This is a genomic window from Bifidobacterium canis, from assembly GCF_009727065.1.
Taxonomy (GTDB): domain Bacteria; phylum Actinomycetota; class Actinomycetes; order Actinomycetales; family Bifidobacteriaceae; genus Bifidobacterium; species Bifidobacterium canis.
The window spans coordinates 1-26,497 of the sequence record NZ_WNLP01000007.1; the positions used below are offsets into that span (position 1 = coordinate 1).

Sequence of the window (26,497 nt, forward strand, 5' to 3'; positions counted from 1 at the left end):
GAATTGATGTCGCTGCTTGCCCAGTATCTGGGAAGACTGCAAGATCACGAATATCAAATGCATATGTAATGGACCCTCATCGGCAAAGATTCTGCCCATATCCGCGGAACGATCACCGCTTCCATATGCTAAGTATGTTTGATTCGATTGAAATCCCCAATATGTATGACACCATTATCTGCTGTCATTTCTCCAATTGAGCCAATAAGACCGCCTGATGACCTCATTTCAGAAGTGGTCATAGCCATAACAGCATATGTGCGCGATTGCCCGACCCAAGAAGCTTGGAAGCATCTCAAAGGTATTGGACAATCCATTCACTTTTTCAGCGATATCATCTAGCTTATCTTTTCCTTGGGTATAAGCAGACTCGATCTGTTCAATATTCGGTTTTTCAAGGAATCATATGCTTTTACTTGCTCTTGCAAAGACTTATTTGCTGAAGAAAGTTTCGGCTGCACCTCTACTACAGGCTGTAGATTGATACCATCAGAGTTTGATAAATCCGCATTCTTTAATGAGTTAAGCACATCAACAAATTCAGGAATAGACTTGCTGGCCAGATTATGAACAACCTCCGTCATACCTTGAACCGTGCTGATATCTGTTCCAATAAAAGGGATTTTCGCAGCGAAATTCCACAGTGAGCCATGTGCAATGGTATTTGCAGCCTGCGTTTCCTGCTGGATCTTCGGAATATCTTTATTAAGATCATCCAATGACGCACTACCATTGACATTAGTTGATAGACCACTCAACAAAGTTAACGCTTGGGTCTCATGATCCTTAACCTGCTCTGCCTGTTTTACAAGTTTCATTCCACAGATGCCAGCCGCCGCAACAATTGCGGCAAGCACCGCGACGATGCCTACGATCCATGGCCAAACAACACGGCGTTTATGCACAGTGTGATGTGCTCTTGACCGACGAGTCATTGTAACTCCTTACACAGTAGGCGGATTCCTGAATGGAATCCGCCTATACACTGTCGTAATATCCCTTATTTCTTCAACCAGCGACGTTTCTTTGAGCGTTTCTCACTCTGAGTGGAATAGTAATAATAATTGCTGTTCTCAAGTGCTTTTTTATTCTCTTTGGCGCAATTTAGCACTATACCCGAAACCTGCATATCCAGAGTATCGAGTTCATCGGAAATTTCCCTGAGGTCACGCTTACGAGTCTGATTACGACGACTCACCATCACCAACGATCCACCCTTGCGCACAAATATCACCGCATCATTCGCAACGACCATCGGGGCGGTATCAATCAACACATAATCATACTGTTGCAAAGCGTTCATTAACAATTCAGACATGATCGGAGAATTAAGTAACGTTGACGCGTTCGGTGGTTTAGGACCAGCGGGCATAACGTGTAAATTCGGTTTCCAAAAACGCTGTACCACATCGCGAACTGAAGCTTGACCTGAAAGTACGTGAGTTAAACCTGCATCGCCATCGATATTCAATTTCTTAGCGACCGACGGATGTCTCAGATCAGCGTCGATCAAAAGAACTTTCGCGCCATTCTCCGCTAAAGCGGCAGCAATGTTACAGGACACAGTTGTTTTCCTTCAGATTCACCAGTCGAAGTGACGACAATAAGCCGACAACTAGTTTCTGAAACGGGGGCAATAAATGAAAGATTTGTACGAACACGACGGAAATCTTCCGCAATAGGGCTTCCTGGTTCACTAATCACCATTGGAGATGACCCCTCTAGCAGTTCATCTTCAGGAATTCGACCGATCGTTGGAGCATCGATATACTCACGTACATCATTGTCATCTTGAATCGTTGTAGAAAGGACATCCTTGAGCAGTGCAGCCATTATTCCAATAAACAAACCAACAATTACACCAACGAAAATATTCATTTTCCAATTTGGTGAACTTGGAGCATTCGGAACGGTGGCAGGTTGAACGATTGATAATTTTACAGTAGAACGCGCATCGTTAGTGTACAACGATTTTTCCACAACATTGCTTAGCGAACGCGCCACCGCATTGGCGATCTCTGCTGCTTGTTTCCCATCAGTACTTGTAACGGAAATATTTACAAATGCTGTGTTTTCTGGATTAACTACGGAAATCTCACTCGCCAGAGCTGAGACAGATATGTTAAGATTCAATTCATCAATTACTGGCTGCAATACAGATTGAGTGGTAGCCAAAGTCGGATATGACTTAATCTGACTCATGATATAGCTACTGCCATTATTTGGGCTGCAGAATTAGAATCTTGACTGGAATCATTATATGTTGCAAAAGCTTGGTACCAGTTGTGTATTTTACGGGAGACATTGCGCTAAAATACACGTTGCCGTTAAGATTGCAACGAATACAACGACAATTGTTGCAATGTGTTTGCGCAAAATACTGAATAGGTCGGCTAGCGTTACGCTACTTCCAGCAGATCGAGCTGAACCGTTTAACGTCCCTATTGCTTGTTGCTCTACAGCATTTTCAGCCATATAAGTACATTCCCATCCAACTTAAAGGACTGATCTGCATCAGATTTCCCTTCATTGTTTACAGAATCAATCCTTACCACTCTCTTCAAACAATTATCAATATTATGCTACATATTAATCTCGACCATGAAATAATCTCGGTCTAATATGAAAAGAAGTTAGTCGATAGATGTAGATATTTATACAAACTAATTATAGTTTGCTAAAGGCTCATACATTTTATCGATAAAACAAATCAGCACATTGCTAGACCGTTAATCCAATGAACCAGCTGCGCACAGTGGCATACAGATCCGGGCAGAGCAGCTTCCATTCGCAAATGCGGCCACTCACGAACATGCCAAACAGATTGATGAGAATCGTCAGGAAGACCAGTACCAGCAACACAATGCGGAAAATACGGAACGCGATCACTTGAGTGTTCTGCGCATCCTGCTGATTTGCCAACACGGTTGAACTCGAACCAGTGGTGTCAAGCGCGTCGTTTTGCGCGGGGATATTGTCTCGCAAAGCAGTATCACATGCGAATACCGTCAAAGCAGTGGTGAGCATCAGCAGATATCCGAAATCGCCGTAGTAGCGCATCGAGGTGCCGCACTTGTAGCAGTCGAACAGCACGACGATCAACGTGAACGTCACCATCATCACCGTCATACCCCATGCTTTGTGCGCACGGAGCTGCTTGCGCAACGCAATGAACAGCAACGCGAGGATGGCGACCGGATAGATGGCGAAGAATCCTCCGAGCGATCCTTCTTGCGGGGAGGATATCGCCGTGTCGACGGTAGTGAGGAACGGGAAGGCTGCCGTTGTGCTTAACGGCTGGAACAGCTGGTTGAACATTTCGGCAGGCAGAATGTACAGCGACGATTTACGCGTGGTCATGTCGAAGCTGGTGAGATTGTAGTTCGCACCAAAATCGAGGAATGATCCGAAACGAACGCGGTTGTAGATCAGCAATGGCACCGTCACTACGACGAATGGCACAAGTGCGCCGATGGTCGCGCCGAGTCCCTTACGCGAGAACAGTGTACGATGCTTGGTGATCTGCGGCCAGAACATTGGGAATGCAAGGAAGCAGGCGACCATGAACTGCGGTCGCGAACCGAGATTCAACGCCATGCACAATGAACCGATGGTCACCCATAGTGCCGAAACCGTGCCATTTGGCCGCTTGGAAATCTGCCAGAACCAGAAGTCCCATAAGTACCAAGGCGATCGAGCACGCCATAGGCACACCGTAGAACGACGTGCTATGCACATAGACGAACAGATTCGTGCCGATGTTGAACCCGATGATGGTCAGCCAGACGGAACCGAGGGTCGCCGATGGGAAGTAGTCACGCGCCAAGCGGCGAACAAGCAAGGTTCCGAAGGTCACGGCGAGAATGGAGAATACGCCAATAACAGCCCAGGTCGGCATCCATTTGCCGGTGATGAGCTGATATGGAACGAGCGTGAGCACCGCTGGCACCACGCCGAAATAGCTGTAGTAGTGCCCGTTATAGTAGGCGTGATCCCAGAAGTATTGGCGACTTCCCGAACCCATGAGGGCATAGCGGTCGTCGGCTGAATATGGGTTTGCCATCGTTTCAAGCGAGTGGTCGACTGGCAGGTCGAGCCATGTATGCCCATGCACCAATGCGTCCGCGAGTCTTTGATATGGTTCAGTATCTTCCCAATGCCAGTGAGAAGTGTTCAAGCCGTAATAGACTCGCCGCGTGGTGTATGCGATGAGTACGATGAGCACCGACCATGCAACGATATAGGCGGCTAAACATATATTCTGGCGAACGATCGAAGTGCCAGCTTGCTTTCGCCAAACGCGCGCTGACGGCCGGAACACCACAAAGAAACCGATAAGGATTATTTCCGCGAGAAGTCTGAATGGATTGATCGTGAAGGCTATATGCGGATTGACTTCCAGATGGTCGAAGCGTACGGCATTCCCCTTACCGTTCTGGAAGGTTATGCGCACAGCCGTGGACTCATAGGTCTTGAGCTTTTTACCGAATAACAGATACTGGGTGCGCGGGTTGCTGCTGTATTCCAGCGTGTTACGAAAGTCTCCCCAAACGCCATCACTAGATGTTGATTGGATCCATTCCTTATCGGAGTTCGCCGCAGCGATATCGTTAACGGAAATGACGGCATTCGAGAAATGGTTACGTGACGAAGGCTCCGAATCCTCACTTTCTGAAGTGGCGACGACTCTTACGCTCTTAACGTTTACCGCTCCATTCGCCGTACCTGGCCGATGCACCTGCACTGTGATCGTTGCTTTGTCTGGGTCGACAATCGTGTACTTGTCATTGCCCTGCGCTTCGAGCCCTTCACCGATTTGCACGGCACCGGTTTCGACTGGTTCCGCGCGTTGTGTGCGCCAGTGCCCGAGATTGAAGAAGCCGAGCTCGAACACCGCTACAACGATGACGGCGATGATGCACGCTCTCCAGAAACTCCAGTCTGGCATTTTCTTCACGGAAACACTGCGTTTCTTCACACTTGGAGCAGCAACACCTGTCTGACTCATAAGTATCCTCACATAAATAATACAGATCTATAGAATATAGATCTGTATTATTCGACAATAATATTAATTAAATAAATAAGTAAATATTTATTTCTTTTCGCTAGGTTTAGACTCGTGCTGAGAATAATTAGTAAAGGTTTCGCTGACACTCGGCTGATGGTGAGAAGTGGCGGCATACGTCTGCGCCATAAACGCGAAACGCGACCGATCTCTGCGCGCCATAACCGTCAAAATAAGCCCGGTAAAGAGGGAAATAACGCCGATGACCATCAGCATTGTCGCGCCAATCAGCAGTGGGAAACGGCGAACTTGCCCTGTCTGCGCGAATTCAATGCACACCCAGAGCGCCAGACCGAAGCCAACGCCGCCGATAATCACGCCGGCTGTGCCGAAGAACGGCAGCGGGCGGTTCTCGTAAACGAGCCGGAAATCATGTTGAGCACTTTCGCGCCGTCCGAGAACGTGCTCAACTTACTCTCACTACCCTCAATGCGATCGCGGTATTGCACCGGCACTTCGGTCACGCGTATCTTGTGATCAAGCGCGAAGATCGTCATTTCGGTTTCGATTTCGAAGCCGTTCGCCATGACGGCATACGATTTTGCGAACAGGTTGTTGAATGCGCGGTATCCGCTCATCACATCGCGAATCTGGGCATGGAACGTGTGATTGATCACCGAGCGAACAAGCCGGTTGCCTGAATTGTGGAACGGGCGTTTGTTTTCTGTGAAATAAGTGGAAGACAGCCTATCGCCGACCACCATGTCCCAACCATTGTCGAGCGAGTCCAGCAATGCGTGCACGTCTTGAGCGGGGTAAGTGTCGTCGCCGTCCACGAGCACATATCGGTCAGCATCTATATCGCGCAGCATTCTGCGCAAAACGTTGCCTTTACCGCGTTCTGGAGCCAAGCGCACAATAGCTCCGGCAGCCGCTGCGATTTCGGAAGTCCTGTCGTCGCTCGCGTTGTCGTACACATAAATCTGAGCGTCAGGAAGTTCCCGCCTAAAATCCTCGACGACCTTGCCGATAGTCTTCTCTTCATTGAGGCAAGGTATAAGAACTGCAGTAGTCTGATTGGCGGTCACACTGGGTTCCTTTCAATATATAGGGCTCCCCATCGCCCTATAATTCTCTCTTCTTCGTAGTGACGCGTAGGTATTGCGCATCGCAGTGTTGAACAGCAACAACAGTTCGCCGTTCGCACCCGAGTCTACTATGCCCAGTGGTCGGAACTTACACAGTTTTATGCTCAATGCCGATGGCGGAAATAGGTCTTCATCCGCACTCCTCCAAAAGTGTGCATGCTATTGCAAAGCCATAGACAACATGCGCAATAAGTAGGAGCTTATAGTCATATCATCTAACAGACATCGGCAATATGCACAGATTTAAGCGCCTCTATAGTCATGCTGTCTAAGGACTTTGGACAACATGCACAGATAGCGCTATCCTAGCGCGCATATTGTCGCAAGCGATTAGACAACATGCACGGAAACAGAGCTATTGATAGTCGAGTTGTCCCAAAAACACAAACAACATGACCGCAGAAGCTGCGCATTCATGCACGCGACATATATAAGAACAGCTAACGACTGCCGTAAGAACTCCAGCCTAACGCCCTGCACTCTCTATATATACGATCGGCGCACCACCCGAGATGCGACGCCAATAATGTGACCGCCTAAGAAGAGGTAAAACCATGCTTGAGACTGCAGAATAAAAGCATAGTAGTCAATAATGCCGTATAGCGTACAGCAAACAGTCTTTCCCTATTTCTTTGATTCGAACATCTGCTGCATAGGGTTTTTAGTTTTAATAGGCTGCGGGCGCGTATGAAGAATCTTGTTCTTCATAAAATCATCCTTATGCAGTTCAATGTATTCCACAGTTAGGTTGGAAACAAGCTCTATTGACTGCATCGTTTCAGTCAATATCGGGCATGCGCTCATCTCAGAGTAGCGATGATACCGCTCCATTCTTCCTACAAAAGTTTTAATTTTTTCTCCAACACTGTTGCGAATCCCAGTACTGTCCACCAAAATCAAGAACGCCATAAGTGTGCATGCATAATCATGCACCAAGGGGTATTTTCTCGCTGCTGAATACACAGAACGAAGTTCCATATCTGAACGACCAAGCAAACCGAAAAGATTCTTCAAGCAATTCTGCAGGTACTCAGTTAAGTTTATTTTTCACTAATGCCGATTAACAAGCAGTTATTATGCGCTGCTGCATTCCTCAAAAGACGTACCGATTTATTGAAATGGGTGACGTTATCCTTCAGATTAGAGCGTTTCAAATAGAAGCTATACAATTTACACAGGTCGTTAAAACTGACTACCTCCCATAAATTCCATATGGCTGGATCAGAGCAATACTTCTGAATCATCCCGTCAGTGTATGGCGAATAATGGTAGATGCTGCTGCTTTTGTAATCTCCGTTGAAAACATAGCGGCCATCAGTATCGAAAGCACGGACGACTTCATAGCCGTCCTCGTTTGGATCTTGCATAAGAAGATCATTGAACCGAATTTTTAGAGCATGCTCTATATTGAGGCAAATGGTTCGAAGGAGCTCACGAAGACGGCAGTCAATAGTAGACAAGTCAGCGAGATAAGCAAAATCCAGATCATTATACCTATCACCAGTTTTGGTGAAATTATTCTCAAATGCTTTGAGTTTGAAAAAGTATGTATTCGATTCAAGAAATGCTGCCGCTTTATCTTCACTATACTTTTCGAAAGCAACACCGTGCCTCTTCAACGAGGCGATCTGCTCAGCAACAGTCAATTTCTTTTTCATTGTTCCATAATAACCAACGGGGCGCATTCCGTAAGGAACCGCCCCGCCTGGTGTATCCTTACTCAATGAGTAAGGCCTTTTGTTCATGTAAAGGAAAACTTACACCTTCAAAAAGAAGTTGTCAATATTCACTTTTCAATAAAACGATGATTACTTATGCAACATATAGTTATCATCGGCGTGTCCTTATTTAAGGTCATTACAGCCGAGCGACTTGCACGCCCTGCGTATCGACGTTGAGGTGCAGCACCTTCCAGTGACCGGAAGCCAACTGCGCGGCGGCGATCTGGTTGAGTTCCTCGGTCGCGTCGCCGTTGTGCAGCACGCACACGCACGGGCCAGCGCCCGAGACGAATGCCGCGTAGCCGTTTGCGCGCAGCAGGTCGATGAGTTCGGCGGAAGGTTGCATCAGCGGAGCGCGGTAGCTCTGGTGCAGTTTGTCTTGAGTCGCGGTGAACAGCAGCGTGTTCGGATCCTGCTGCTGCGCAAGTGCGCTTGGATTCATAGCGCCGATGAGCAGTCCCACGCGCGACACGTCGAAAATCGCGTCCTTGTATGGCACAACGGTGGGCAGCGCCTCGCGAGCCTCGCGGGTGGAAAGCTCGAAGTCAGGTACGAACACGGAAGCGCGCACGCCCGGGTCGACCAAGTAATTCACCGATCTGAAGCCGGTGTTCACCACGTCGCCCTGAATAATCTGCTGCTGGCCTTCCTCAGTCCACGAGACTGTCATGCCGCCATACACCGCCGGCGCCACGTTGTCGGGGTGTCCTTCGAGATCAGCTGCATACTGGAAGATCACATCGCGGTCGAGCTCGCCGTCGTGCGCGAACGCGTATGCCGCCGAAATGCCGGCGACGATCGCCTCGGCCGAGGAACCCATGCCTCGCGCCTGCGGAATGTTGTTGTGAGCTTCCATGATGAACCCGCATTTGCTCAGTCCGAAACGTGAGCATGCGCGGCGGAACGTAGACACCACCAAGTGAGATTCGTCGCGCGGCAGTGTGTCTTCACCTTCGCCGGTGATCAGAATCTGCGCGGCCATGTTCAGCGGGTCAGTGCTGAGCGTGAACTCCAATTCGTCGTGATAGTCCAAAGCGAGCCCCACGGTGTCGAAACCGGAGCCAAGGTTGGCGCTGGTCGCCGGCACGCGAACGTGAACATTACGAGTCACCGGATCCATTCTTACATCCCTGTCTTCTCTGGTGATATCTTCTCTCGTGGTTGGTCAATATTTCCGTGGATTCTGCGGATTTCGCAGATACCGCGTGAACACTGACGCTCACTGTAAAAAATGTTTGACTCGCGCATATTTACGCGCGAGTCAAACACATAGTAGCAGACTATAGGTAATTACTGAGTAGTACTTACTGTTAGTCGAACTACTGATCGAACTACTAGTCGAGCACTCGAATGATCGACGGTTCGCCAGTCACCGAGTCGAGCTTGCACACCGCTTCCACGGCGTCGCGCAACGTCGTCTCGTCGGTCATATGCGTCACGAGACGCAGCTGCTGAATCTCGCCGTCGTAGCCAGGCTCGGTTGCGGTCGGCTTGAGATCTTGGTTCACACCGTTGATTGAGATGCCACGGTCGGCGAACTCTTTCGCCACCTGCAGCAGCACGCCCGGCTTGTCGTGAATCAGGAAGCGCACGGCGAAGCTCGCCTTCGCGGAGCTGAGCGGCGCGATCGGGTAGTCGTTATACATGCGGATTGCCGGGCCCGTGCAGCCCGCGGTGATGTGACGCGCGACGGTCACGATGTCTCCGACGACTGCGGAAGCGGTTGGCGCACCGCCGGCACCGCGGCCGTAGAACATGAGATCGTCCGCGTATTCGGCGCGCACGAAGACCGCGTTGAACGAGCCGTGCACCGAAGCGAGCGGGTGCTCCTGGCGAATAAGCGCAGGGTACACGCGCGCAGACACGCCATCGTCGGTGTGATCGACCACGGCGAGCAGCTTCACCACCTTGCCTTCGGCGGTGGCTGCGGCAATGTCGTCGGCGGTGATGTGCGTGATGCCTTCCACGGTCACGTCATCGATGCCCACGTTGGTGTGGAAACCAAGCGTCGCCATGATCGCGGCCTTGTTCGCGGCATCGTAGCCTTCGATGTCGCCGGTCGGGTCAGCTTCGGCATAACCCTTCTCCTGAGCTTCTTTGAGCGCGACGTCGAAATCGAGACCCTTCGTGGTCATCTCGTCAAGAATGTAGTTGGTCGTGCCGTTCACAATGCCGAGCATGCTCTTCACCTGATCGCCGACGAGTGACTCGCGCAGCGGGCGCACAATCGGAATCGCGCCGCCCACGGCAGCTTCGAAGTAAATGTCAACATTGTTATCTTCAGCTGCTTTATACAGTTCCGGACCATACTTGGCGAGCAGCGCCTTGTTTGCAGTGACCACCGATGCGCCGTTGTTCAGTGCTTCGAGCACGAATGTGCGCGCGACGCCGGTGCCGCCGATCAGCTCGACCACAATATCCGCGTTCTTCACCACAGACATCGTGTCGGTAGTGAGCAAAGATTTGTCAATCCACGGGAAATTCACTTCATCTGGATCGAGGCACGCGATGCCAGACAATTCGATCGGGCGGCCAATGCGCTGTGCGAGCTCATCTTGCTGCTCGACGAGCAAACGCGCGGTCTGCGAGCCAACGGTGCCTGCACCGAGGAGTCCTACTCGAATCGGTTTTTGTTCTGCCACATCCGTTCCTTTCCTTGCGGCGACGTTCACCCGCCATTGTACGTGTGCCGCTACCTTAGGTGGCACTGCGAGCTAGTAAATATGGACATGCTTGCTGCTGAGTTCGCGTTACGTTTTACTTCGCCTGCCAAATTACCCGCACCCAGCCTGTGGATTTACTCGCTACATTGCGAGCAGCTATCCGGGAGAATTATCTTCCCCGGAGAATTATTCTCCCAGATATCGGTGCTCCAGATAGAGAATAATTCCCCCGCGGAGAATAATTCCCCCAGATACAAGCTTCCAAACCGGAGAATAATTCTCACCGGAGAATTATTCTCCCGCAGACAGGCGTTCTAGATAGAGAATAATTCTCCGGAATGGATTATTCGCTGACGTCGAGATCGAGCAGATCATCTACAGTCTGGCGGCGCAACATCACGTGCGCGCCCGTCGAATCAACGCCGACGACCGCCGGAATAAGCGCCATGTTGTAGTTGCTCGCCATCGAACGGCCGTACGCGCCGGTCACCGGCACTGCGAGCACGTCGCCGCGGTGCACGTCAGCGGGCAGATTCACCTCGTTGACCACAATGTCGCCGGACTCGCAGTGCAAACCGACCACTCGCGCGAGCTTCTTCGGCTCGCTCGACTCGCGGTTCGCGAGCACGGCAGTGTATTGCGCACCGTAGAGCGCAGGGCGAATGTTGTCGCTCATGCCGCCGTCCACGGAGATGTACTGGCGTTCGCTTATCGGCTCGCCGGCGTTGTTCGTGAAGCCGTCGCCGAGCTGCACCTGCTTGACAGTGCCCACCGTGTACAGCGTGACTCCCGCCGGCGCAACGATCCAACGCCCCGGCTCGAACGAGATGACCGGCGCCGGCATACCAAGCAAGCGGTTCGTCTTCGCCACGGCATCGGCGAGACGGCCGAGTTCCTGGTCGACGTCCATGCGATCCTCGCCGTCGGTGTATGCCACCGAGTATCCGCCGCCGAGATCGACCTCCGGCATAGTGTATGCGTTCGTCGCGTAGAACGTCTTGCGCAGCAGCATCATGCGCTTTGCAGCCTTGATGAACGCGGTGGCATCGTGAATATTCGAGCCGATGTGCGAGTGAATACCCACGAGTTCGAGGTTCTTATATTTCGCAATCTCACGCAGCACGGCGATCGCCGGACCGTTCGCCACGAGTTCCATGGCGGCGGCGAGCATCTTGTCTCCGTCAGACACATCCGCGGCGTTGAGATCATACGGATATCTGATGTCGTAGCGCAGCTGGCGATCTGCCTGTGCTTTCGTCTCACCGCTTTCTTCCGCGCGGTTCTCGCGCACGAGCGCGTTCGTCGCAGCCGGCGACACGTTCTGCAGATCGTCGATGTTGTCGACGATCGTCGTATCCGCCCCCACCGGCAGCAGCGCGACGCCGAATTTCTGGTCTTCGTGCGCGGTGGAAATATATTCGTGACCGCCCGCGTGAATTCCGCTCGTCACGCGCAGCATCACGCGCGCGCGTTTGCCCAGTTTCTCGGCGATTGCAGCGATGCGCGCAGGCTCGTCCGGCGAGTCGATCACGATCTTCGAGAAGCCCTCTTCAATGGCGAGCGCGATCTCTTCGTCCGACTTATTGTTCCCGTGCAGCACGAGGCGGCGGCCGGGGACGCCGGCGGCGAGCGCGATTCGCATCTCCCCCATCGTGCAGGTGTCTACGAACATGCCCTCTTCGGTGACGATGCGCGCGATTTCCTTCGACAGGAACGCCTTCGCCGCGTAGCTCACGTGCGTCGTGTTGTTGGTGAACGCGTGCGCCGCCGCCTGCGTGAAGTGCTTGGCGCGTGCGCGTACTTCGTCGAGGTCGAGCACGTAGAGCGGCGAGCCGAACTTGCTCAGCAGTTCGCTTGCCGTGATGCCGTGGAACGTGATCTCGCCGTTCGCATTGCGCGCTGTGTCTTGCGGCCAAATTGGACTGATTGCCATATGTCCTCCCGAATTACTCGCTATATTCGCAACTTACATCTTGTCGGGGGCGGTGACGCCGAGGAGGTCGAGACCTTCGGCGATCACGGTCTGCACTGCATCGTTGAGCTTGAGTCGTGCGGCTGCGCGCGCTGGCTCAGGATTCTTCGCGATGCGCGTCTTCTCGCGAGTCTCCGCATCCGCACGTTCCTCCGCCTCGGTCAGCGGCATCGGCACGACGCGCTCCACGTTGTACCACTTGTGGTATGCGGCGGCGAGATCTTCGAGATAGTGCGCGACGCGGTGCGGGGCGCGCAGATCGCCGGCCATCGTCAGCAGAGCTGGCCACTGTGCGAGCGCGGCGATCACTTCGCCGTCTGCCTCGGTGTCAAGAAGCGAAAGATCGGCGTCGGTGGCATTAATATGCGCGGCTTCGGCGTTGCGGTCCACGTTGCAGGAGCGGGCGTGCGCGTACTGCACGTAATACACCGGATTGTCGTTCGAATGCGAGGCAAGCAAATTGAGATCAATGTCAACCGGCGAATTGTAATCAGTGCGAGCGAGCGAGTAACGCGACGCGTCAACACCGATCGCGTCGATCAAGTCGTCGATCGTGACGATGTTACCCGCGCGCTTGCTCATGCGCACCGGCTTGCCATCTTTCATCACGTTGACCATCTGGCCGATCAGAATCTGCATGTTTTCGCCCGGCTTGTCACCGAACGCGGCGCACATCGCCATCATGCGGCCGATGTAGCCGTGGTGGTCGGCGCCGAGCATGTAGATGGCAACGTCAGCCGGATGATCCGCGCGGTGGCGCTTGTTGCGGTAATACGCAATGTCGGCGGCGAAGTATGCGTATGTGCCGTCAGATTTGATGATCACGCGGTCTTTGTCATCGCCGTGCTTCGTCGACGCGAACCAAGTGGCGCCATCCTTCTCGTAGATGTCGCCGGCGGCGCGCAGGTCGGCGATGGCCTTCTCAACCTCGCCATCTTCATACAAGCTGTTTTCGTGGAACCACACGTCGAAGTGCACGCGGAATTCCTTCATCGACTCGCGAATCTCAGCGAACATCATCGGCACCGCGCGCTTACGGAACTCCTCGCGCTGTTCGGAATCGCCTTCACCAAGCGGTTTGCCGTCAGCGTCCACACCGCCGTCAACGCGTGGCAAATTCAGAATGTCAACTCCATCGGCATCGGCTTCGACGATCACGCGGCGGGCAATCTCGTCGATGTATGCGCCTTTGTAGCCGTCAGCCGGAGTCTCCTCGCCGTGGGCAGCGGCAACGAGCGACTTGGCGAAGCGGTTGATCTGCTCGCCATGATCGTTGAAGTAGTATTCGCTCACCACCTGCGCGCCGTTCGCCTTGAGAATGCGAGCCATCGAGTCGCCGACGGCAGCCCAACGCGTGCCACCAATGTGAATCGGGCCGGTCGGGTTCGCGGAGACGAACTCCAAGTTCAGCGTCTTGCCGCCGAGATGCTCGTTCTTGCCGAAGTTCGCGCCTTCAGCGAGCACTTGATCGACAACTGCGGCAGCGGAAGCAGAATCGAGCGTGATGTTAATGAAGCCTGGGCCAGCGACTTCAACGGATGCAATGCCCTCGGTACTTTGCAAAGCGTCTGCGAACAGCTGGGCGAGATCGCGCGGCTTCATACCCGCCTTCTTCGCGAGCTGCATGGCCGCGTTCGATGCCCAATCGCCGTGCGCGCGGTCTTTTGGACGCATGACGGCGAATTTAGCGGGTTCCGGCAGCTGGTCGGCGGTCAGCGAGCCGGCCTTGCCTTCGGAAACAAGGGTGTTAGCAATATTGAAAATCAGTTCCTGTAGCGCTTCTGGACTCATTCTGCCAAGTCTACTGTTATCACTTGTCAACATTTTTGCTATTGGTGCCCGGCGTGCGAGCGCTTTGCGTGCCTGCAGCAGAACAGTGCTGCTCAGTGTGCGCGAAGAGCCTCTTTTACGCACACCCAACAGAACACAGCTGCTCAGCGTGCATGAGGAAGCAGCTACAAGCACGCGTAGCAGAACGAACCTGCTCAGCGTGCGCGAAGAGAGCGCCTCACGCACTCCCAACAGGATGCATCTGTTCAACACACACAAGGAGGATGCTTCGCGCACATCCAACAGAACCGAGCTGCTGAACGCGCACGAACAGGACGCTTGGCCTGCAAATAACAGAACATACCTGCACGGTGCACGCAAGGAAAGCAGCTCACGCACACCCAACAGAACGCAGCTGCTCAGAGTGCATGAAGAGGATGCCCTGCGTGTCAAATAGCAGAACATACCTGTTATTTGCACATGAATAAGATGCTCTGCGCACAGTTATCAGAATCGAGCTGTTCAATGCACGCGAAGAGCCTCTTTTACGCATACCCAACAGAACAAAACTGTCCCGTGCACGCGAGGAACACGTCCCATGCACACCTAGCAGAACGAAAATGCCCGGTGCACGCGGAGAATATACTCAACGCACACTGGGCAGAACGCAACTGCTGAGTGTGCACAGCAGCTGCATTTAAGAAGACGAAAAGTCTAGGAAAGCTAAAAGCTAAGAAAATCTAGGAATCAGTTCTGCGAGGCGACGGCGATCACGTCGATTTCCACGAGCGCGCCCTTCGGAATCATATTGTTGCCGAATGCCACACGCGCTGGCTTCACATCGCCGGTGAATACCTTCGCATATTCGGCGTCTACCTCTTTGAAATCCTCGACGTTGCGCAAGTAGATGGTGGCGCGGCACACTTGCTCGACGCCGCAGCCAGCCGCAGCGAGAATATTCGTGATGTTCTTAAGCGCGCGAGCCGCCTGGCTTGCCGCGGTCACGCCGTCGAGTTCGCCGGTCGCGGGGTCGATGCCGAGCTGACCGGAGACGAATACGAAACCGTTCGCCTTGACCGCTTGGCTGTATGCGCCGAGAGCTGCCGGCGCTTCCGAGGTAGCTACTGCCTGAAGATTGCTCATGATGTTCCTTCCGTTTTGCCGTGGCAATCCGCGCGTCGCACAATATCGCGCACAATATCGCATTGCGCAGCAACCGCAGCGAGTTCGCCGCGCGCAACTCACTGCGAACACTGTGCAAAAGCGCGGAGTATTACCCAACACATAGCAGTTCGATTTCGCGAGCGCGCGCTGGTATTCACATTGCAGACGAATACCAGCAGATCAGCAAAATTACATAATCGCGCAATAAATAGCACATATTTACAGGCTTACTTTTGCGCATATATGCACACGCAATATCTAGGATGCGAAGTAATCATCTCTAACACAGTGTGGGGCGCGGCTCTTACGAACCGCGCCCCACATCAGCACACAACAGAGAACGAACCTGTGTTGTCAGCCTTTCACCGCACCTGCCATGATGCCGGAGACGAGCTGCTTGCCTGCGAAGAAGAACAGGATGATCAGCGGAGCGGTGGTGAGCACAACGCCAGACATCACGATCGTGTAGTCGGTGAAATATGCGCCCTTAAGCGTTGCGGCTGCCACGGTGAGCATCTTGTTCTTGTTCGGGCCGAGAATGAGCATCGGCCAGAAGTAGTTGGTCCACTGAGCGATGAACGTGAAGAGGAACAGCATGGCCGCAGCCGGACGCGCGGCCGGCAGAGCCACGTGCAGGAAGGTGCGGAACATTGAGCAACCGTCGACGCGAGCCGCCTCAATCAGTTCGTATGGAAGTGCATCTTGAATGTATTGTGTCATCCAGAACACGCCGAATGCGCTCACGAGGCCAGGAATGATGACGGCCCACAGAGACCCGAAAAGGCCGGCCTTGTTCGCCATGATATAGAGCGGAACCACGCTCAACTGCTGCGGAATCGTCATCGTGGCGACGACGAGCATGAAGAGCAGGCCACGACCGCGGAAACGCAGCTTCGAGAACGAGTAACCTGCCAGCGTGCTGAAGAACACGGTGGAGATCGACACGACGGTCGCCACCAGGAAGGTGCCGGAAAGCGCTTCCCAGAACTTCATTGCGCCGAATGCACGACCTAGATTACGCAACAGGCTTTGCCCTGGAATCATCGCCTGCAAGCCGTATTGCGTGGCCGAGCTGTTCTGCGAAGCAATCGACACCGCCACGTAGAGCGGAATCAGGAAGATCAGAATGCACACGATCAGCGCCGCATACGTGCCTACGCCTGCGCGACGCCCTTCGCTGGTCACTTCAAGGCGTTTTGCGCGTTTGCGCGAGGCGGCCTTTCCCACGCTTTTGCCATACAGTTGCGAGATCGTCGGCGTGCCCAGTTCGCGCACATCGGCTTCATTGGTAATGTCGCTCATCACATTTCCCCTTCCATTGCTTCCATCGTCTCCATGGCTTCCATGGATTCCATGCGTTCGCGTGCGGTCACGCCGCTACGGCGAGCGAGTTCGTATTCACGGTCTGCTTTGGCTGCGAATTTCGCCGCCTGCTCTTTGCTGATTTTTCCTGAACTGCCCGATGCCATCAGTTTGGTCAGGAAGTAGTTCAGAACGGCGATGGCCACGATGATGAGGAACAGCAGCCATGCGACGGCGGCCGCGCGACCCATGTTTGGCTGCCCTATCGTCACCTTGTTGAAGCCCATGTCCCACAGATACACCGAGAGTGTCAGGTACTGGTGATTAGGCCCGCCGTAACCAGACGTGCCGTTGTGGAACATCTGCGGTTCGTCGAAGATCTGCAGACCGCCGATAGTCGACGTGATGATCACGAAGATGAGCGTCGGCTTGAGCATTGGCAGAATAACCGAGCGGAACGTGCGCCATTTGCCCGCGCCGTCGACCACGGCAGCTTCGAGCACGTCGTTGGGAATCGCTTGCATTGCGGCGAGGAAGATGAGCGCGTTGTAGCCGGCCCAGCGGAAGTTGACGATGGTTGCGATCGCCACGTGAGACCAGAACGCGCTGCCGTGCCACGCGATCGGGTTCAGTCCGATATTCGTGAGCAGCGTGTTGATCACGCCCATTTTGTCGGAGAAAATCTGCGAGAAGATAATGCCCGCGGCAGATGGCGCGACCACGTATGGCAGTAACACACCCATGCGCCAGAACGTCTTCGCCTTGAGATTCGCGTTGAGCATCCACGCCAGGAAAAGCGCGAGAATAATCTGCGGCACCGAGCTCAAAATGAAGATGGAGAACGAGTTGCGCAGTGCATACCAGAACGACTGTTGGTGCAGCACCCACTGGAAGTTCGCCCAAATGCTAGGCGTATCGCTTCCGCAGGTTGCGCCGCAGATGGCCACGCCGCTGTCGCCGGTCAGTGTGTTGTATTGCCGCGTTGCAATATACATCGTGTACAGCAACGGGAACAACCCGACGATGGCGAACAGAATAAAGAACGGCGCGACATACAGATACGGCGACGCCTTCCACTCAAACTGGCCGAGACGCGTGCGCCATTTACTCGCGCGATCCGGCTCCACTGGAATTGCAGACATGATTCTCCTCTTTCACTGCCGCGCCGGCTTCCCCTGCCCAGCGCATTGTGCGGGCACAGCACTGTGCGCACTGATGGAACGCTTATATTGCGAATGATTGATAATAATTAATTACTTACAATAATTAATTATTTGTAGTATGTGACTGCGGCAACATTGCGCACAGCGCGCATACATAGCGTGCATAGCGTGAGCGGCCGCGGCGATCGGCACCGCGGCCGCTCACTACTGTCAAGACAGTGCCTTGACGTCTTCGGTCCACTGCTTGTATGCGGCGTCGGCGTCTTGCTCCTGCGTCACGTCGACTCGATTCAGAGCGTCCGTCATCTTGGTCTGAATATCGAAGTACTGATTGCCCTTGTATGGCACCACATCGTAGGCATTCGCGCGGTTGGCGAAGATCTCGCCCACCTTGGCGTCGTTGAGGTATGGGTCAGTCTTCGACGAGACTTCCTTGCTTTCCTGGCTCTTCTTCGAGCTCGGGTAGTTGCTCGCCGTGGTGAACACCGCGGTCTGCTGTTCGGGAGCGGTCAGCCAAGCGACGAGTTCGGTAGCGAGTTCCTTGTTTTGCGAAGACTCCGGCACGACCAGGTAGGAGCCACCCCAGTTGCCGCCGCCTCCCGGGAACACGTCGGCGATCTGCCAGCCCTTGAAATCTTCGCCGGTGTTGCCCTTGATGTTATTGATGAGCCACGGCGGGCACTGGATCGTCGCGAAGCCGTCGTCGGCCTTGAACGCGGCGTTCCAGTCGTCGGACCACTGCTGCAGATGCGCCGACATGTCTTTCGTGGCGGTCAGCTGATCGTAGAGATCCTTCACGTCTTTGTTGTCAGTGGCGATGATCTTACCGTCTTTAGAGACGTAGGATTCCTCGAGCTGATTGATCATCGACTGCCAGTTGCTCGCCATCGAGTCATACCAAGGCAGGCCGGTCTTCTTTGTGTATTCCTCGCCTGCCTTGAAGAACGTCTCCCACGTGGCGTTGTCGCCACCGACCCATTCTGCGAATTTGGCAGGATCGCTTGGCATGCCTGCTTTGTCGAGCAGATCTGCGCGGTAGCAGATGGCCTCAGGGCCGATGTCGTGCCGGCACCGATCAGCTTGCCGTTCACGGTGGCGCCTTGGGTCTTCCAATCCACCCAATCGTTGCCTTTGGTGGCTTCGGTCAGGTCCGCGAACTTGTCGGGCATCGCCATGAGCGACGGCATCCAGTCGACTTCGGTCAAGTAGACGTCGTATGCGTTGGAACCAGTGGAAATAGCGGTGTTGAACGCGGCACGCGCATCGTCGGACGACGCTGCTGCGGTTTCCTCAACCTTGACCCCGGGGTGTGCTTCCTCGAATTTCTTCCACAGATCCGCACCCGGGCGCTCCGACGTTGCCGCACCGAATCCCGGGTTGTTGAACGTCTGCACTTTGATGACCGTTCCCTCTCCGGAATTGCCGGAGGACGCACCGTTGCTTCCTCCACAGGCTCCCATACTTACCAGCATCGCAACGGTGAGAGCGGATGCAAGCAGCGGCTTGAAATGCTTCATGTCTTCCTCATTTCTCCGTTTCCGCGCACCTCGTCATGCACGGATTCCACTACCCTGCCAACAGAAGTTTTCAGGAGACGACCTCCATTGGCCGCCACGTGGACACAAACATTGCAATGGAATCGTTTCCATTACGTAATCATTACCATACAACTCAGCTGTGGAATGTCTAGCATCGGCGTGTTGCAAATAATGGCGATCTGTTGGAAACTATGGAAGATATATAGTTAAATGAAATTATTTAATAGCGTTATAAGTAATTTATTAAATGATATTACTAATCAGTTTTGGCGATTTTACGCCAGTCTGAGATTGTTGTTATCGGCAAGTTTATCGAATGCGCCGGTGCTGATGTGAGATTTTTTGCAGCGCGAAACTGTGCTTCGTCTCTTCCCCCAGCTCTTACATTTCCCAGCCTTGCATATGCCTAACCTTGCGCATGCCCAACCGCGTTTTCGCCGTTTCCACCAACGGATTTGCCGTTATCACCTATATTGCAGCCAAAACAGTGTATAAAACAGCAAATCCAAGTGACAAAACAGCAAAATCAGCTACTTTTGCCGTTCTGACAGATGGATTCGCCGTTATTACACATAATCCAGCTGAAATAGCGTACAAAACGGCAAAACCAGTTGGTAAAACGGCAAAAGACAGCAATAGAGAGTTGGGACGTCAAGTGGATTTGACAGCGATTCCGGCTGGGGATGCCCTATGGATTCGCGGGTGAGGTCAGGCGAATCTGCGGGTGGCGTCAGGCGGATTCGCGGACTACCAAGCGCACAGGGAAGCGCTGCGACATGACCTTCCACTCGCCAGTGTTCAGACGGTGGTGCAGCATTTCGGCGGCAGCATCGGCGAGATCAGCGACCGGCTGGGCCAGCGTCGTCAGCTGCGGGTTCAGCAACGTAGCCACCTGTAGGTCGTCGAAGCCAACAACGGCAACGTCTTCTGGCACACGCTTGTTATTGCGCGCCAACACGTGAATCACGCCGGCGGCGATGCGATCGGAGTGCGCGAATACACCATCCACCTCGGGATGTTCCTTGATGATGCGTTCCATCGACGCAATACCATTTTGCATCTCGTAGCTGCCCGAATAGGTTGCAACCGGCTCCAATCCAGCCTCTTGCAACGCTGCGCGGAATCCGGCAGTGCGCTCTCGCGGCGTCGGCATATCGCGAGGTCCTTCGATCACCGCCAAGCGCGTGCAACCCCGTTCCAGTAAGCGGTGACCTGCCTGGAATCCTCCATCGAAATTGTCGACGTCGACGAACGGGCATTTGAAGCTTTCCGGCGGCTTTCCCACGAAAACCGCCGGCTTGTCGAACTTCTTCAGATTATCGATGAGCGCACGTCCCTCATGAATCGAAGCGACGATCACCCCTTCGCACCCCGAGCGCATCAGCAGATCGTTAAATCCTTCGGAATCCTCCGGTGACGCGAGTACCAAAAACGGCAGTAATCCGCGCGAAGTCAACGAAAGTGAAAGCTGCCCGAGCATGCCGGAAATGAAATCGTCTTGGAACAAGAACGTGGTCGGTTCGTTCACGACGAGCGCCACGACGTTGCTTCTTCCACTGGGCAGACGCTTTGCGGCGGCGTTTGGCACGAAATTGAGTTCCATCGCCGCACGCCGCACTTTCTCGCGCGTTGCCTCGGAAGCGGAACCGTTACCAAGCGCGCGCGAGGCGGTCGACACGGCGACGCCTGCGCGTTCCGCCACGTCGCGAATAGTCACAGCGGCATTCTGTGCGCCGCGACGGGCCTCATCATTTGTGTTGGCCATGTCACCACCTCGCAAATAATCTTGCGTAATCCTTGCAATTGCAACGTTCTAAGTCTTGCGTCACAGTATCTAGCAGTAAATCTGCATCACCACATATCAGCGAAATTTGCGTGTCAAACCTGCTATATCCAGCTCGCAAACGCGTCGTTACGCAACGGCAGTCCAAAATAATCGGCAGTATGCGAATGCATAACTGCAATACTGTGCTCTTAGTTTCACTATGATACACATTTCAACGCGACACGCTGTGGAAACGTTTCCGCTATCTTGTTTTATCATAAAACTAAGCGGTTCGCACAGGCGCGAAACGAGCAGCCAACCGGCCGCATACGCAATAATCCAACACAACACAGCACACGCGGGCAACATCTTCTGCTGATGCCAGCCCTACGAAAGGATCAGACGAAGTGAAATTCGGTCATTTTGACGACGAAGCAAGAGAATATGTGATCGAGACGCCCGCGACTCCCCTGCCGTGGATCAACTACTTGGGCAGCGAAGATTTCTTCTCGCTGATCTCGAACACCGCGGGCGGTTACTCGTTCTACAAGGACGCGAAGCTGCGCCGCATCACCCGCTACCGTTACAACGGCGTGCCCGCAGACGAAGGCGCGCGCAACTTCTATTTGACACTGATGAGCGACGCGAGCGACAACGCGAAGCCGCTCGCCAGCTGGTCGCCCACGTTCCTGCCGCTCAAAACGCCGCTTGATTTCTATGAGTGCCGTCACGGTATGGGCTACTCGATTTTCAAAGCGGAATATGCGGGTGTCGCCTCGGAACTGACGGCGTTCGTGCCGCTGCACACTGCCGCGGAAATCAATAAGCTGACGCTTACGAACACTACTGATGAAGCCAAAGTGGTCGACGCCACCGCTTGCGTGGAATGGTGCCTGTGGAACGCGGTCGACGATGCGAGCAACTTCCAGCGCAACCTCTCCACCGGCGAAGTGGAAGTCGAGCAGACCGATCAGGCGACGCTGCTCTACCACAAGACAGAGTTCAAGGAACGCCGCAATCACTATGCGTTCTACTCGGTGAATGAGCCGACAATCGGCTTCGACACGAGCCGCGACGAATTCCTCGGCAAATTCAACGGCTGGGACTCCCCACAAGTGATCACCGAGGGACGCGCGCACGACTCGATCGCCTACGGTTGGTCGCCGATCGCCGCGCCGCGAGTGCGCGTCGAGCTGATGCCAGGCGAATCGCGCACGCTCGTGTTCATGCTCGGCTACATCGAGGTGCCGAACGACGAGAAGTGGGAGGATCCGAACGATCCGCTCAAGGTGGGCATCATCAACAAGAAGCCGGCACATGCGCTGTTCGAGAAGTTCAACACCGTTGAGAAGGTTGACGCGGCGCTTGCCGATCTGCGCACCTACTGGGACGGACTGCTCGGCGGATTCCAGGTGAAGACCGGCGATGAGAAGCTCGACCGCATGGTGAACATCTGGAATCAGTACCAGTGCATGGTCACGTTCAACCTCTCCCGCTCCGCTTCCTACTTCGAATCGGGCATGGGACGCGGCATGGGCTTCCGCGATTCGAACCAAGACCTGCTCGGCTTCGTGCACATGATTCCTGAACGTGCCCGCGAGCGCATTCTCGACATCGCCGCCACGCAGCTGCCCGACGGCTCGGCCTGGCACCAGTACCAGCCGCTCACGAAGAAGGGCAACGCCGATATCGGCGGCGGCTTCAACGACGACCCACTCTGGCTCGTTGCCTCCGTGTTCGCATACCTGAACGAAACCGGCGATGATTCGATTCTGCGCGAACCCACGCAGTTCGACAACGAGTCCGGCTCCGAGAAGCCGCTGCTCGAGCATCTGCGCCGCTCGGTGAACTTCACGATGACGCATCGCGGCCCACACGGCTTGCCACTCATCGGCCGCGCGGATTGGAACGACTGCCTGAACCTCAACTGCTTCTCGTCCACCCCTAGCGAAAGCTTCCAGACCGTTGAGAACAACGACACCGGCATCGCCGAATCCGTGTTCATCGCAGGCATGTTCGTGCTCTACGGCGAGCAGTACGCGCAGATTCTTGAGGAATACGGCAAAGCTTGCGGCTTGACCGACGAGCAGATCGCTTCCGAAACCGCTGACGCGCGCAAGGCCGTTGACGAGGTGCGCGCGGCGACGCTTGACGCCGGCTGGGACGGCGCATGGTTCCGCCGCGCATACGACGCGAACGGCAACCCGGTCGGCACTGGCGAAGACACCGAAGGCCGCATCTACATCGAACCGCAGGGCATGTGCGTCATGGCTGGCATCGGCGTGGATGACGGCAAGGCAGCCCAGGCGTTGCAGTCCACGAAGGATCTGCTCACCTGCGACTGGGGCACCGCCATTCTCGCTCCCGCATACTCGACCTATCGCATCGAACTCGGCGAGATTTCCTCCTACCCGCGCGGATACAAGGAGAACGGCGGCATCTTCTGCCACAACAATCCGTGGATTTCGATTGCGAACGCGGAGATCAATAACAACGATGAGGCATTCAACGTCTACACGCGTACCTGCCCGGCATACACCGAGGAGTATTCGGAGATTCACCGCACCGAACCATACGTGTACTGCCAGATGGTCGCCGGCCCCGAGGCTCCGACCACCGGCGAAGGCAAGAACTCTTGGCTGACCGGCACTGCCGCTTGGACGTTCGTCGACGTGTCGCAGCACCTGCTCGGCGTGCAGCCAACCGTTCAGGGCCTGAAGGTCGAGCCGCACCTCCCGCAGAAGTTCACCGACCTGCACATCGAGCGCGTCTGGCGTGGCACCCGCTACATCGTTGACGTGAAGCGCACCGGCGCTTCGTCGCTCACCGTCGATGGCCAGCCGGTCTCCGGCACCACCATCCCGACCGCCGCTGCCGGCACCAAGGAGGTTCACGCTCAACTGACTATCTAACGACTTATTTTCTTCCTTCTTCATTGGTTGTGGGGCGTGCGCTATTAGTGCACGCCCCACAACCATATTCACTGATATATATGAAAATGATTACAAGAAGAAAAAGTGGGCTCGATGGGTTTCGAACCCACGACCTTTCGCTCCGGAGGCGAACGCTCTATCCGCTGAGCTACGAGCCCATACTTGATCTACTGTACCCCTAACCTCATATTTTCGCGTGTTCCACCAATCACCTATGCCCCGATCCCAGCACATCACATTCATTCTCCAATATGCACGAAATTGCACAATAATCAGCACAATATTGCGGAATTTCGCACATATTGCCAATGGTGTTACTACACTGAGAATATGTCCATTGATATCAAGGGAATTGACGATTTCGAATACGAGCGCAGCTTCTTCGTGCGTGAGATTCCCGAAGAGCTCGTTGAAGACAGCGAGTCGAGTCTTATCATCTCGAGCTACTTCGTGCACGATGACAACTACGCACTGCGCGTGCGCCTGCAATCATCGAGTCTGCATATCGATTTGACTTCGGCAACCGACCCGAAACAAGTACTTGACGAATACCGCGACTCGTTCACTTCCGGCGAGATGGCAGTGAAAGGCCCATCATACGGCGGCACACGCTACGAGGCGAGCCGCGCGATCGACACACGCATCGCCGGCGAGCTGATCGCACGCGGCGGTGACTTGGTGATCAAAAATCGGTACAGCGTGTGGACTGGCGAAGATGGCTGGGTGTTCGACGTGTATGGCGGCGCGAACGCTCCGCTGATTATTGCGAAGGCTGCGCGCAGCATGCCCGTTACGAATCTTGTGATTCCCAAGTTCTGCGTGACTGAGATCACCGATCAGAGCAGATTCAGCAACGACGAGCTCTCTTGGAAGCCATACAACACATGGCAGGAGGATTTCGAACGCGAACTCGCCACTGAAGGCCCGCGTTTCGAGCAGATCTTCGGCCACAATATGCTCAGCTGACCGTCGCTCTGTTCTTCTATTTTGCTGGTGGGGATACAAAACTCGATTACACGCATGTGGACCGATTACAAAAACCGCTATTTTCCAACAAAAATGGCTTCCGACTACCCAGCGCTATAACGGTTTTATATCCCCACCAGCAAATGAGGGCAAAGACAGGTAGGGATGAAGCGATTGCGTACCGAATGTTGGTGCGGGGGTATTTCGCTTACGAGGAGACATTACTGAGCATATACGCACATATCGGTGACGGTTTTCCAACGTTTTTCGATGATTGTACTTGCCAAATGCGTCCTTAATGTCTCCTCGTAAGCGAAATACCCTGCAGCAACGCTCGAAAATTCAGTAGCTGTGGTAGCTGTCAGTACATAAGGGTGGCGAGACGGCGACGGGCACGCATCAGGCGCTCATCGTTCGGCTCAGGGATCAGGAAGTATTCGAGCATGCGCTGACGCACCGGCTCGAGCTGATCGGGATGCGATGCGAGGAAGTCGAGCAGGCGGTCGAATGCGTCTTGAATCTGGCCACCGATCATGTCGACGTCTGCGACGGCGAGCTGTGCGTCGAGATCGTCTGGATTCGCTGCAGCTTTCTCGCGCACCGCACGCACATCGGCCTTGGCAGAACGAGCCAACAGTAGCGCCTTGGCACGCTCACGCTGAGCCAACGTGTCATCAGGCTCGCGCTCGAGCACCTGCTCGTAGGCTGCAGCAGCACCAGCGTAATCGCCCTCTTGCGCCAAACGATGCGCTTCGGCGTGCTCCGGTGGAATCTGCGGCTCGGCAGACTTCTCGCTGCTGTCAGAAGAATCCGAAGAACCGTTCATATATGGCGCAGTGCCGGTCACGCCAGCCTGAGCCGCCACCTGCACAAGTTGCGGAAGCACCTGCTCGGTGATCTGCGTCATCTCTTCGTCGGATGGCATGCCTTGCAGAATCGGCATCGGGCGTCCGCCGATCAACGCGAACAGCGCCGGAGCGCCCTGCACGCCGAACGCCTGGGCGATCTCCGGTTCCGAAGCCACGTCGATGCGAGCCAGTTGCAGCTTGCCGTCCATGCCGTTGATGGCATCGCCAAGCTTCTGAGCCATATCAAACAAGCGGTTGTCGGTCGGCACCCACATGAAGACCACGATCGGATATGTGGCTGAAGATTGCGCCACAGCCTGGAAGTTCTGCTGCGTGACGTCAATAACGTAGCCGCCAGCCGCAGGCGCTCCGCCCTGCTGCCCAGGTTCGGCCTTGACCTGATGCTTCAGCGCTTCAAGATCAACGGCGCCTGCCAACGAAATACCCGGCTTGAAATCACCTTCTGGCATGATGCCCCTTTCCGCATGCAATGCTGCATGCAATCACAATCACAACAAACGAGAAACTAACACATG

The 26,497-nt window shown here is 54.4% G+C and carries 21 protein-coding genes, 1 tRNA gene and 2 pseudogenes; 3 read left to right on the forward strand and 21 right to left on the reverse strand.

The genetic code is table 11. The annotated features are described in order from the left end of the window. Nucleotides 1–128: 128 nt before the first annotated feature. The 18 genes and pseudogenes from GSD1FS_RS10430 to GSD1FS_RS10160 all read right to left on the reverse strand — a co-directional run. Nucleotides 129–317 carry a DUF4012 domain-containing protein gene (locus tag GSD1FS_RS10430; RefSeq protein WP_155588926.1) on the reverse strand — a complete coding sequence of 63 codons (189 nt, stop codon included), beginning with the start codon at nucleotides 315–317 and terminating at the stop codon, nucleotides 129–131. Between the two features lie 21 nt (nucleotides 318–338). Next, the gene (locus GSD1FS_RS06620) at nucleotides 339–935 is read right to left on the reverse strand and encodes a hypothetical protein (protein ID WP_155588927.1); all 597 of its coding nucleotides are present in this window, start codon (nucleotides 933–935) and stop codon (nucleotides 339–341) included. Between the two features lie 65 nt (nucleotides 936–1,000). Next, complete coding sequence (locus GSD1FS_RS09880) at nucleotides 1,001–1,564, reverse strand: CpsD/CapB family tyrosine-protein kinase (protein ID WP_343030240.1); 564 nt, start codon at nucleotides 1,562–1,564, stop codon at nucleotides 1,001–1,003. Beyond that, complete coding sequence (locus GSD1FS_RS09885) at nucleotides 1,537–2,202, reverse strand: YveK family protein (protein ID WP_246165995.1); 666 nt, start codon at nucleotides 2,200–2,202, stop codon at nucleotides 1,537–1,539. Before GSD1FS_RS09885 ends, GSD1FS_RS09880 begins: the two co-directional genes overlap by 28 nt. Nucleotides 2,203–2,721: 519 nt before the next feature. Next, a complete protein-coding gene (locus GSD1FS_RS09890; RefSeq protein WP_246165998.1) occupies nucleotides 2,722–3,537 on the reverse strand; it encodes a hypothetical protein in 816 nt (271 codons plus the stop codon). Further along, nucleotides 3,491–5,008 carry a hypothetical protein gene (locus GSD1FS_RS09895; RefSeq protein ID WP_246166000.1) on the reverse strand — a complete coding sequence of 506 codons (1,518 nt, stop codon included), beginning with the start codon at nucleotides 5,006–5,008 and terminating at the stop codon, nucleotides 3,491–3,493. Before GSD1FS_RS09895 ends, GSD1FS_RS09890 begins: the two co-directional genes overlap by 47 nt. A gap of 87 nt (nucleotides 5,009–5,095) precedes the next feature. Beyond that, nucleotides 5,096–6,096 (reverse strand): annotated as a pseudogene (locus GSD1FS_RS06635) (glycosyltransferase). 684 nt (nucleotides 6,097–6,780) lie between these two features. After that, nucleotides 6,781–7,170: a hypothetical protein gene (locus tag GSD1FS_RS06640; RefSeq protein ID WP_155588928.1), complete on the reverse strand. Its 390-nt coding sequence runs from the start codon at nucleotides 7,168–7,170 to the stop codon at nucleotides 6,781–6,783. A gap of 26 nt (nucleotides 7,171–7,196) precedes the next feature. After that, nucleotides 7,197–7,880 (reverse strand): Abi family protein, encoded by a 684-nt coding sequence (locus GSD1FS_RS06645; protein ID WP_196425049.1) that lies wholly within the window; start codon nucleotides 7,878–7,880, stop codon nucleotides 7,197–7,199. A 133-nt stretch (nucleotides 7,881–8,013) separates the two neighbouring features. Further along, nucleotides 8,014–8,997 (reverse strand): homoserine kinase, encoded by a 984-nt coding sequence (gene thrB, locus GSD1FS_RS06650; RefSeq protein ID WP_155588930.1) that lies wholly within the window; start codon nucleotides 8,995–8,997, stop codon nucleotides 8,014–8,016. Between the two features lie 214 nt (nucleotides 8,998–9,211). After that, nucleotides 9,212–10,519, reverse strand: a complete 1,308-nt coding sequence (locus GSD1FS_RS06655; protein WP_343030241.1) for a homoserine dehydrogenase — start codon at nucleotides 10,517–10,519, stop codon at nucleotides 9,212–9,214. Nucleotides 10,520–10,883: 364 nt separating this feature from the next. Further along, nucleotides 10,884–12,473: a diaminopimelate decarboxylase family protein gene (locus GSD1FS_RS06660; protein ID WP_155588931.1), complete on the reverse strand. Its 1,590-nt coding sequence runs from the start codon at nucleotides 12,471–12,473 to the stop codon at nucleotides 10,884–10,886. Between the two features lie 33 nt (nucleotides 12,474–12,506). Beyond that, nucleotides 12,507–14,303, reverse strand: coding sequence for an arginine--tRNA ligase (gene argS / locus GSD1FS_RS06665; protein ID WP_155588932.1), 1,797 nt, complete (start codon nucleotides 14,301–14,303; stop codon nucleotides 12,507–12,509). 726 nt (nucleotides 14,304–15,029) lie between these two features. After that, a complete protein-coding gene (locus GSD1FS_RS06670) occupies nucleotides 15,030–15,425 on the reverse strand; it encodes a Rid family detoxifying hydrolase (protein ID WP_196425050.1) in 396 nt (131 codons plus the stop codon). A 375-nt stretch (nucleotides 15,426–15,800) separates the two neighbouring features. Next, nucleotides 15,801–16,748, reverse strand: coding sequence for a carbohydrate ABC transporter permease (locus GSD1FS_RS06675; RefSeq protein ID WP_155588934.1), 948 nt, complete (start codon nucleotides 16,746–16,748; stop codon nucleotides 15,801–15,803). Further along, entirely contained in the window at nucleotides 16,748–17,890 is a 1,143-nt protein-coding gene (locus GSD1FS_RS06680) for a carbohydrate ABC transporter permease (RefSeq protein ID WP_155588935.1), read from the reverse strand. The genes GSD1FS_RS06675 and GSD1FS_RS06680 overlap by 1 nt, the downstream gene beginning before the upstream one ends. A 231-nt stretch (nucleotides 17,891–18,121) precedes the next feature. Then, a complete protein-coding gene (locus GSD1FS_RS10155; RefSeq protein WP_281349845.1) occupies nucleotides 18,122–18,919 on the reverse strand; it encodes an extracellular solute-binding protein in 798 nt (265 codons plus the stop codon). Between the two features lie 152 nt (nucleotides 18,920–19,071). Further along, nucleotides 19,072–19,428: pseudogene (locus GSD1FS_RS10160) on the reverse strand (extracellular solute-binding protein); the annotation flags it as partial. A gap of 439 nt (nucleotides 19,429–19,867) precedes the next feature. Here GSD1FS_RS10160 and GSD1FS_RS06690 point away from each other — a divergent pair. After that, a complete protein-coding gene (locus tag GSD1FS_RS06690) occupies nucleotides 19,868–20,155 on the forward strand; it encodes a hypothetical protein (protein WP_155588936.1) in 288 nt (95 codons plus the stop codon). A gap of 24 nt (nucleotides 20,156–20,179) precedes the next feature. Here GSD1FS_RS06690 and GSD1FS_RS06695 read toward each other — a convergent pair whose 3' ends face one another. Next, nucleotides 20,180–21,214 (reverse strand): LacI family DNA-binding transcriptional regulator, encoded by a 1,035-nt coding sequence (locus GSD1FS_RS06695; protein WP_155588937.1) that lies wholly within the window; start codon nucleotides 21,212–21,214, stop codon nucleotides 20,180–20,182. A 407-nt stretch (nucleotides 21,215–21,621) separates the two neighbouring features. On the opposite strand from GSD1FS_RS06695, the gene GSD1FS_RS09900 reads away from it, so the two are divergent. Then, entirely contained in the window at nucleotides 21,622–24,126 is a 2,505-nt protein-coding gene (locus tag GSD1FS_RS09900) for a glycoside hydrolase family 94 protein (protein WP_343030242.1), read from the forward strand. Between the two features lie 106 nt (nucleotides 24,127–24,232). On the opposite strand, the gene GSD1FS_RS06705 is transcribed toward GSD1FS_RS09900, so the two are convergent. Then, nucleotides 24,233–24,305, reverse strand: a tRNA-Arg gene (locus GSD1FS_RS06705). A 172-nt stretch (nucleotides 24,306–24,477) separates the two neighbouring features. On the opposite strand from GSD1FS_RS06705, the gene GSD1FS_RS06710 reads away from it, so the two are divergent. Beyond that, nucleotides 24,478–25,113, forward strand: coding sequence for a CYTH domain-containing protein (locus tag GSD1FS_RS06710; RefSeq protein WP_155588938.1), 636 nt, complete (start codon nucleotides 24,478–24,480; stop codon nucleotides 25,111–25,113). A gap of 361 nt (nucleotides 25,114–25,474) precedes the next feature. Here the strand turns inward: GSD1FS_RS06710 and GSD1FS_RS06715 are convergent, their stop codons facing one another. Then, nucleotides 25,475–26,431 carry a tetratricopeptide repeat protein gene (locus GSD1FS_RS06715; protein WP_155588939.1) on the reverse strand — a complete coding sequence of 319 codons (957 nt, stop codon included), beginning with the start codon at nucleotides 26,429–26,431 and terminating at the stop codon, nucleotides 25,475–25,477. Nucleotides 26,432–26,497: the final 66 nt, after the last annotated feature.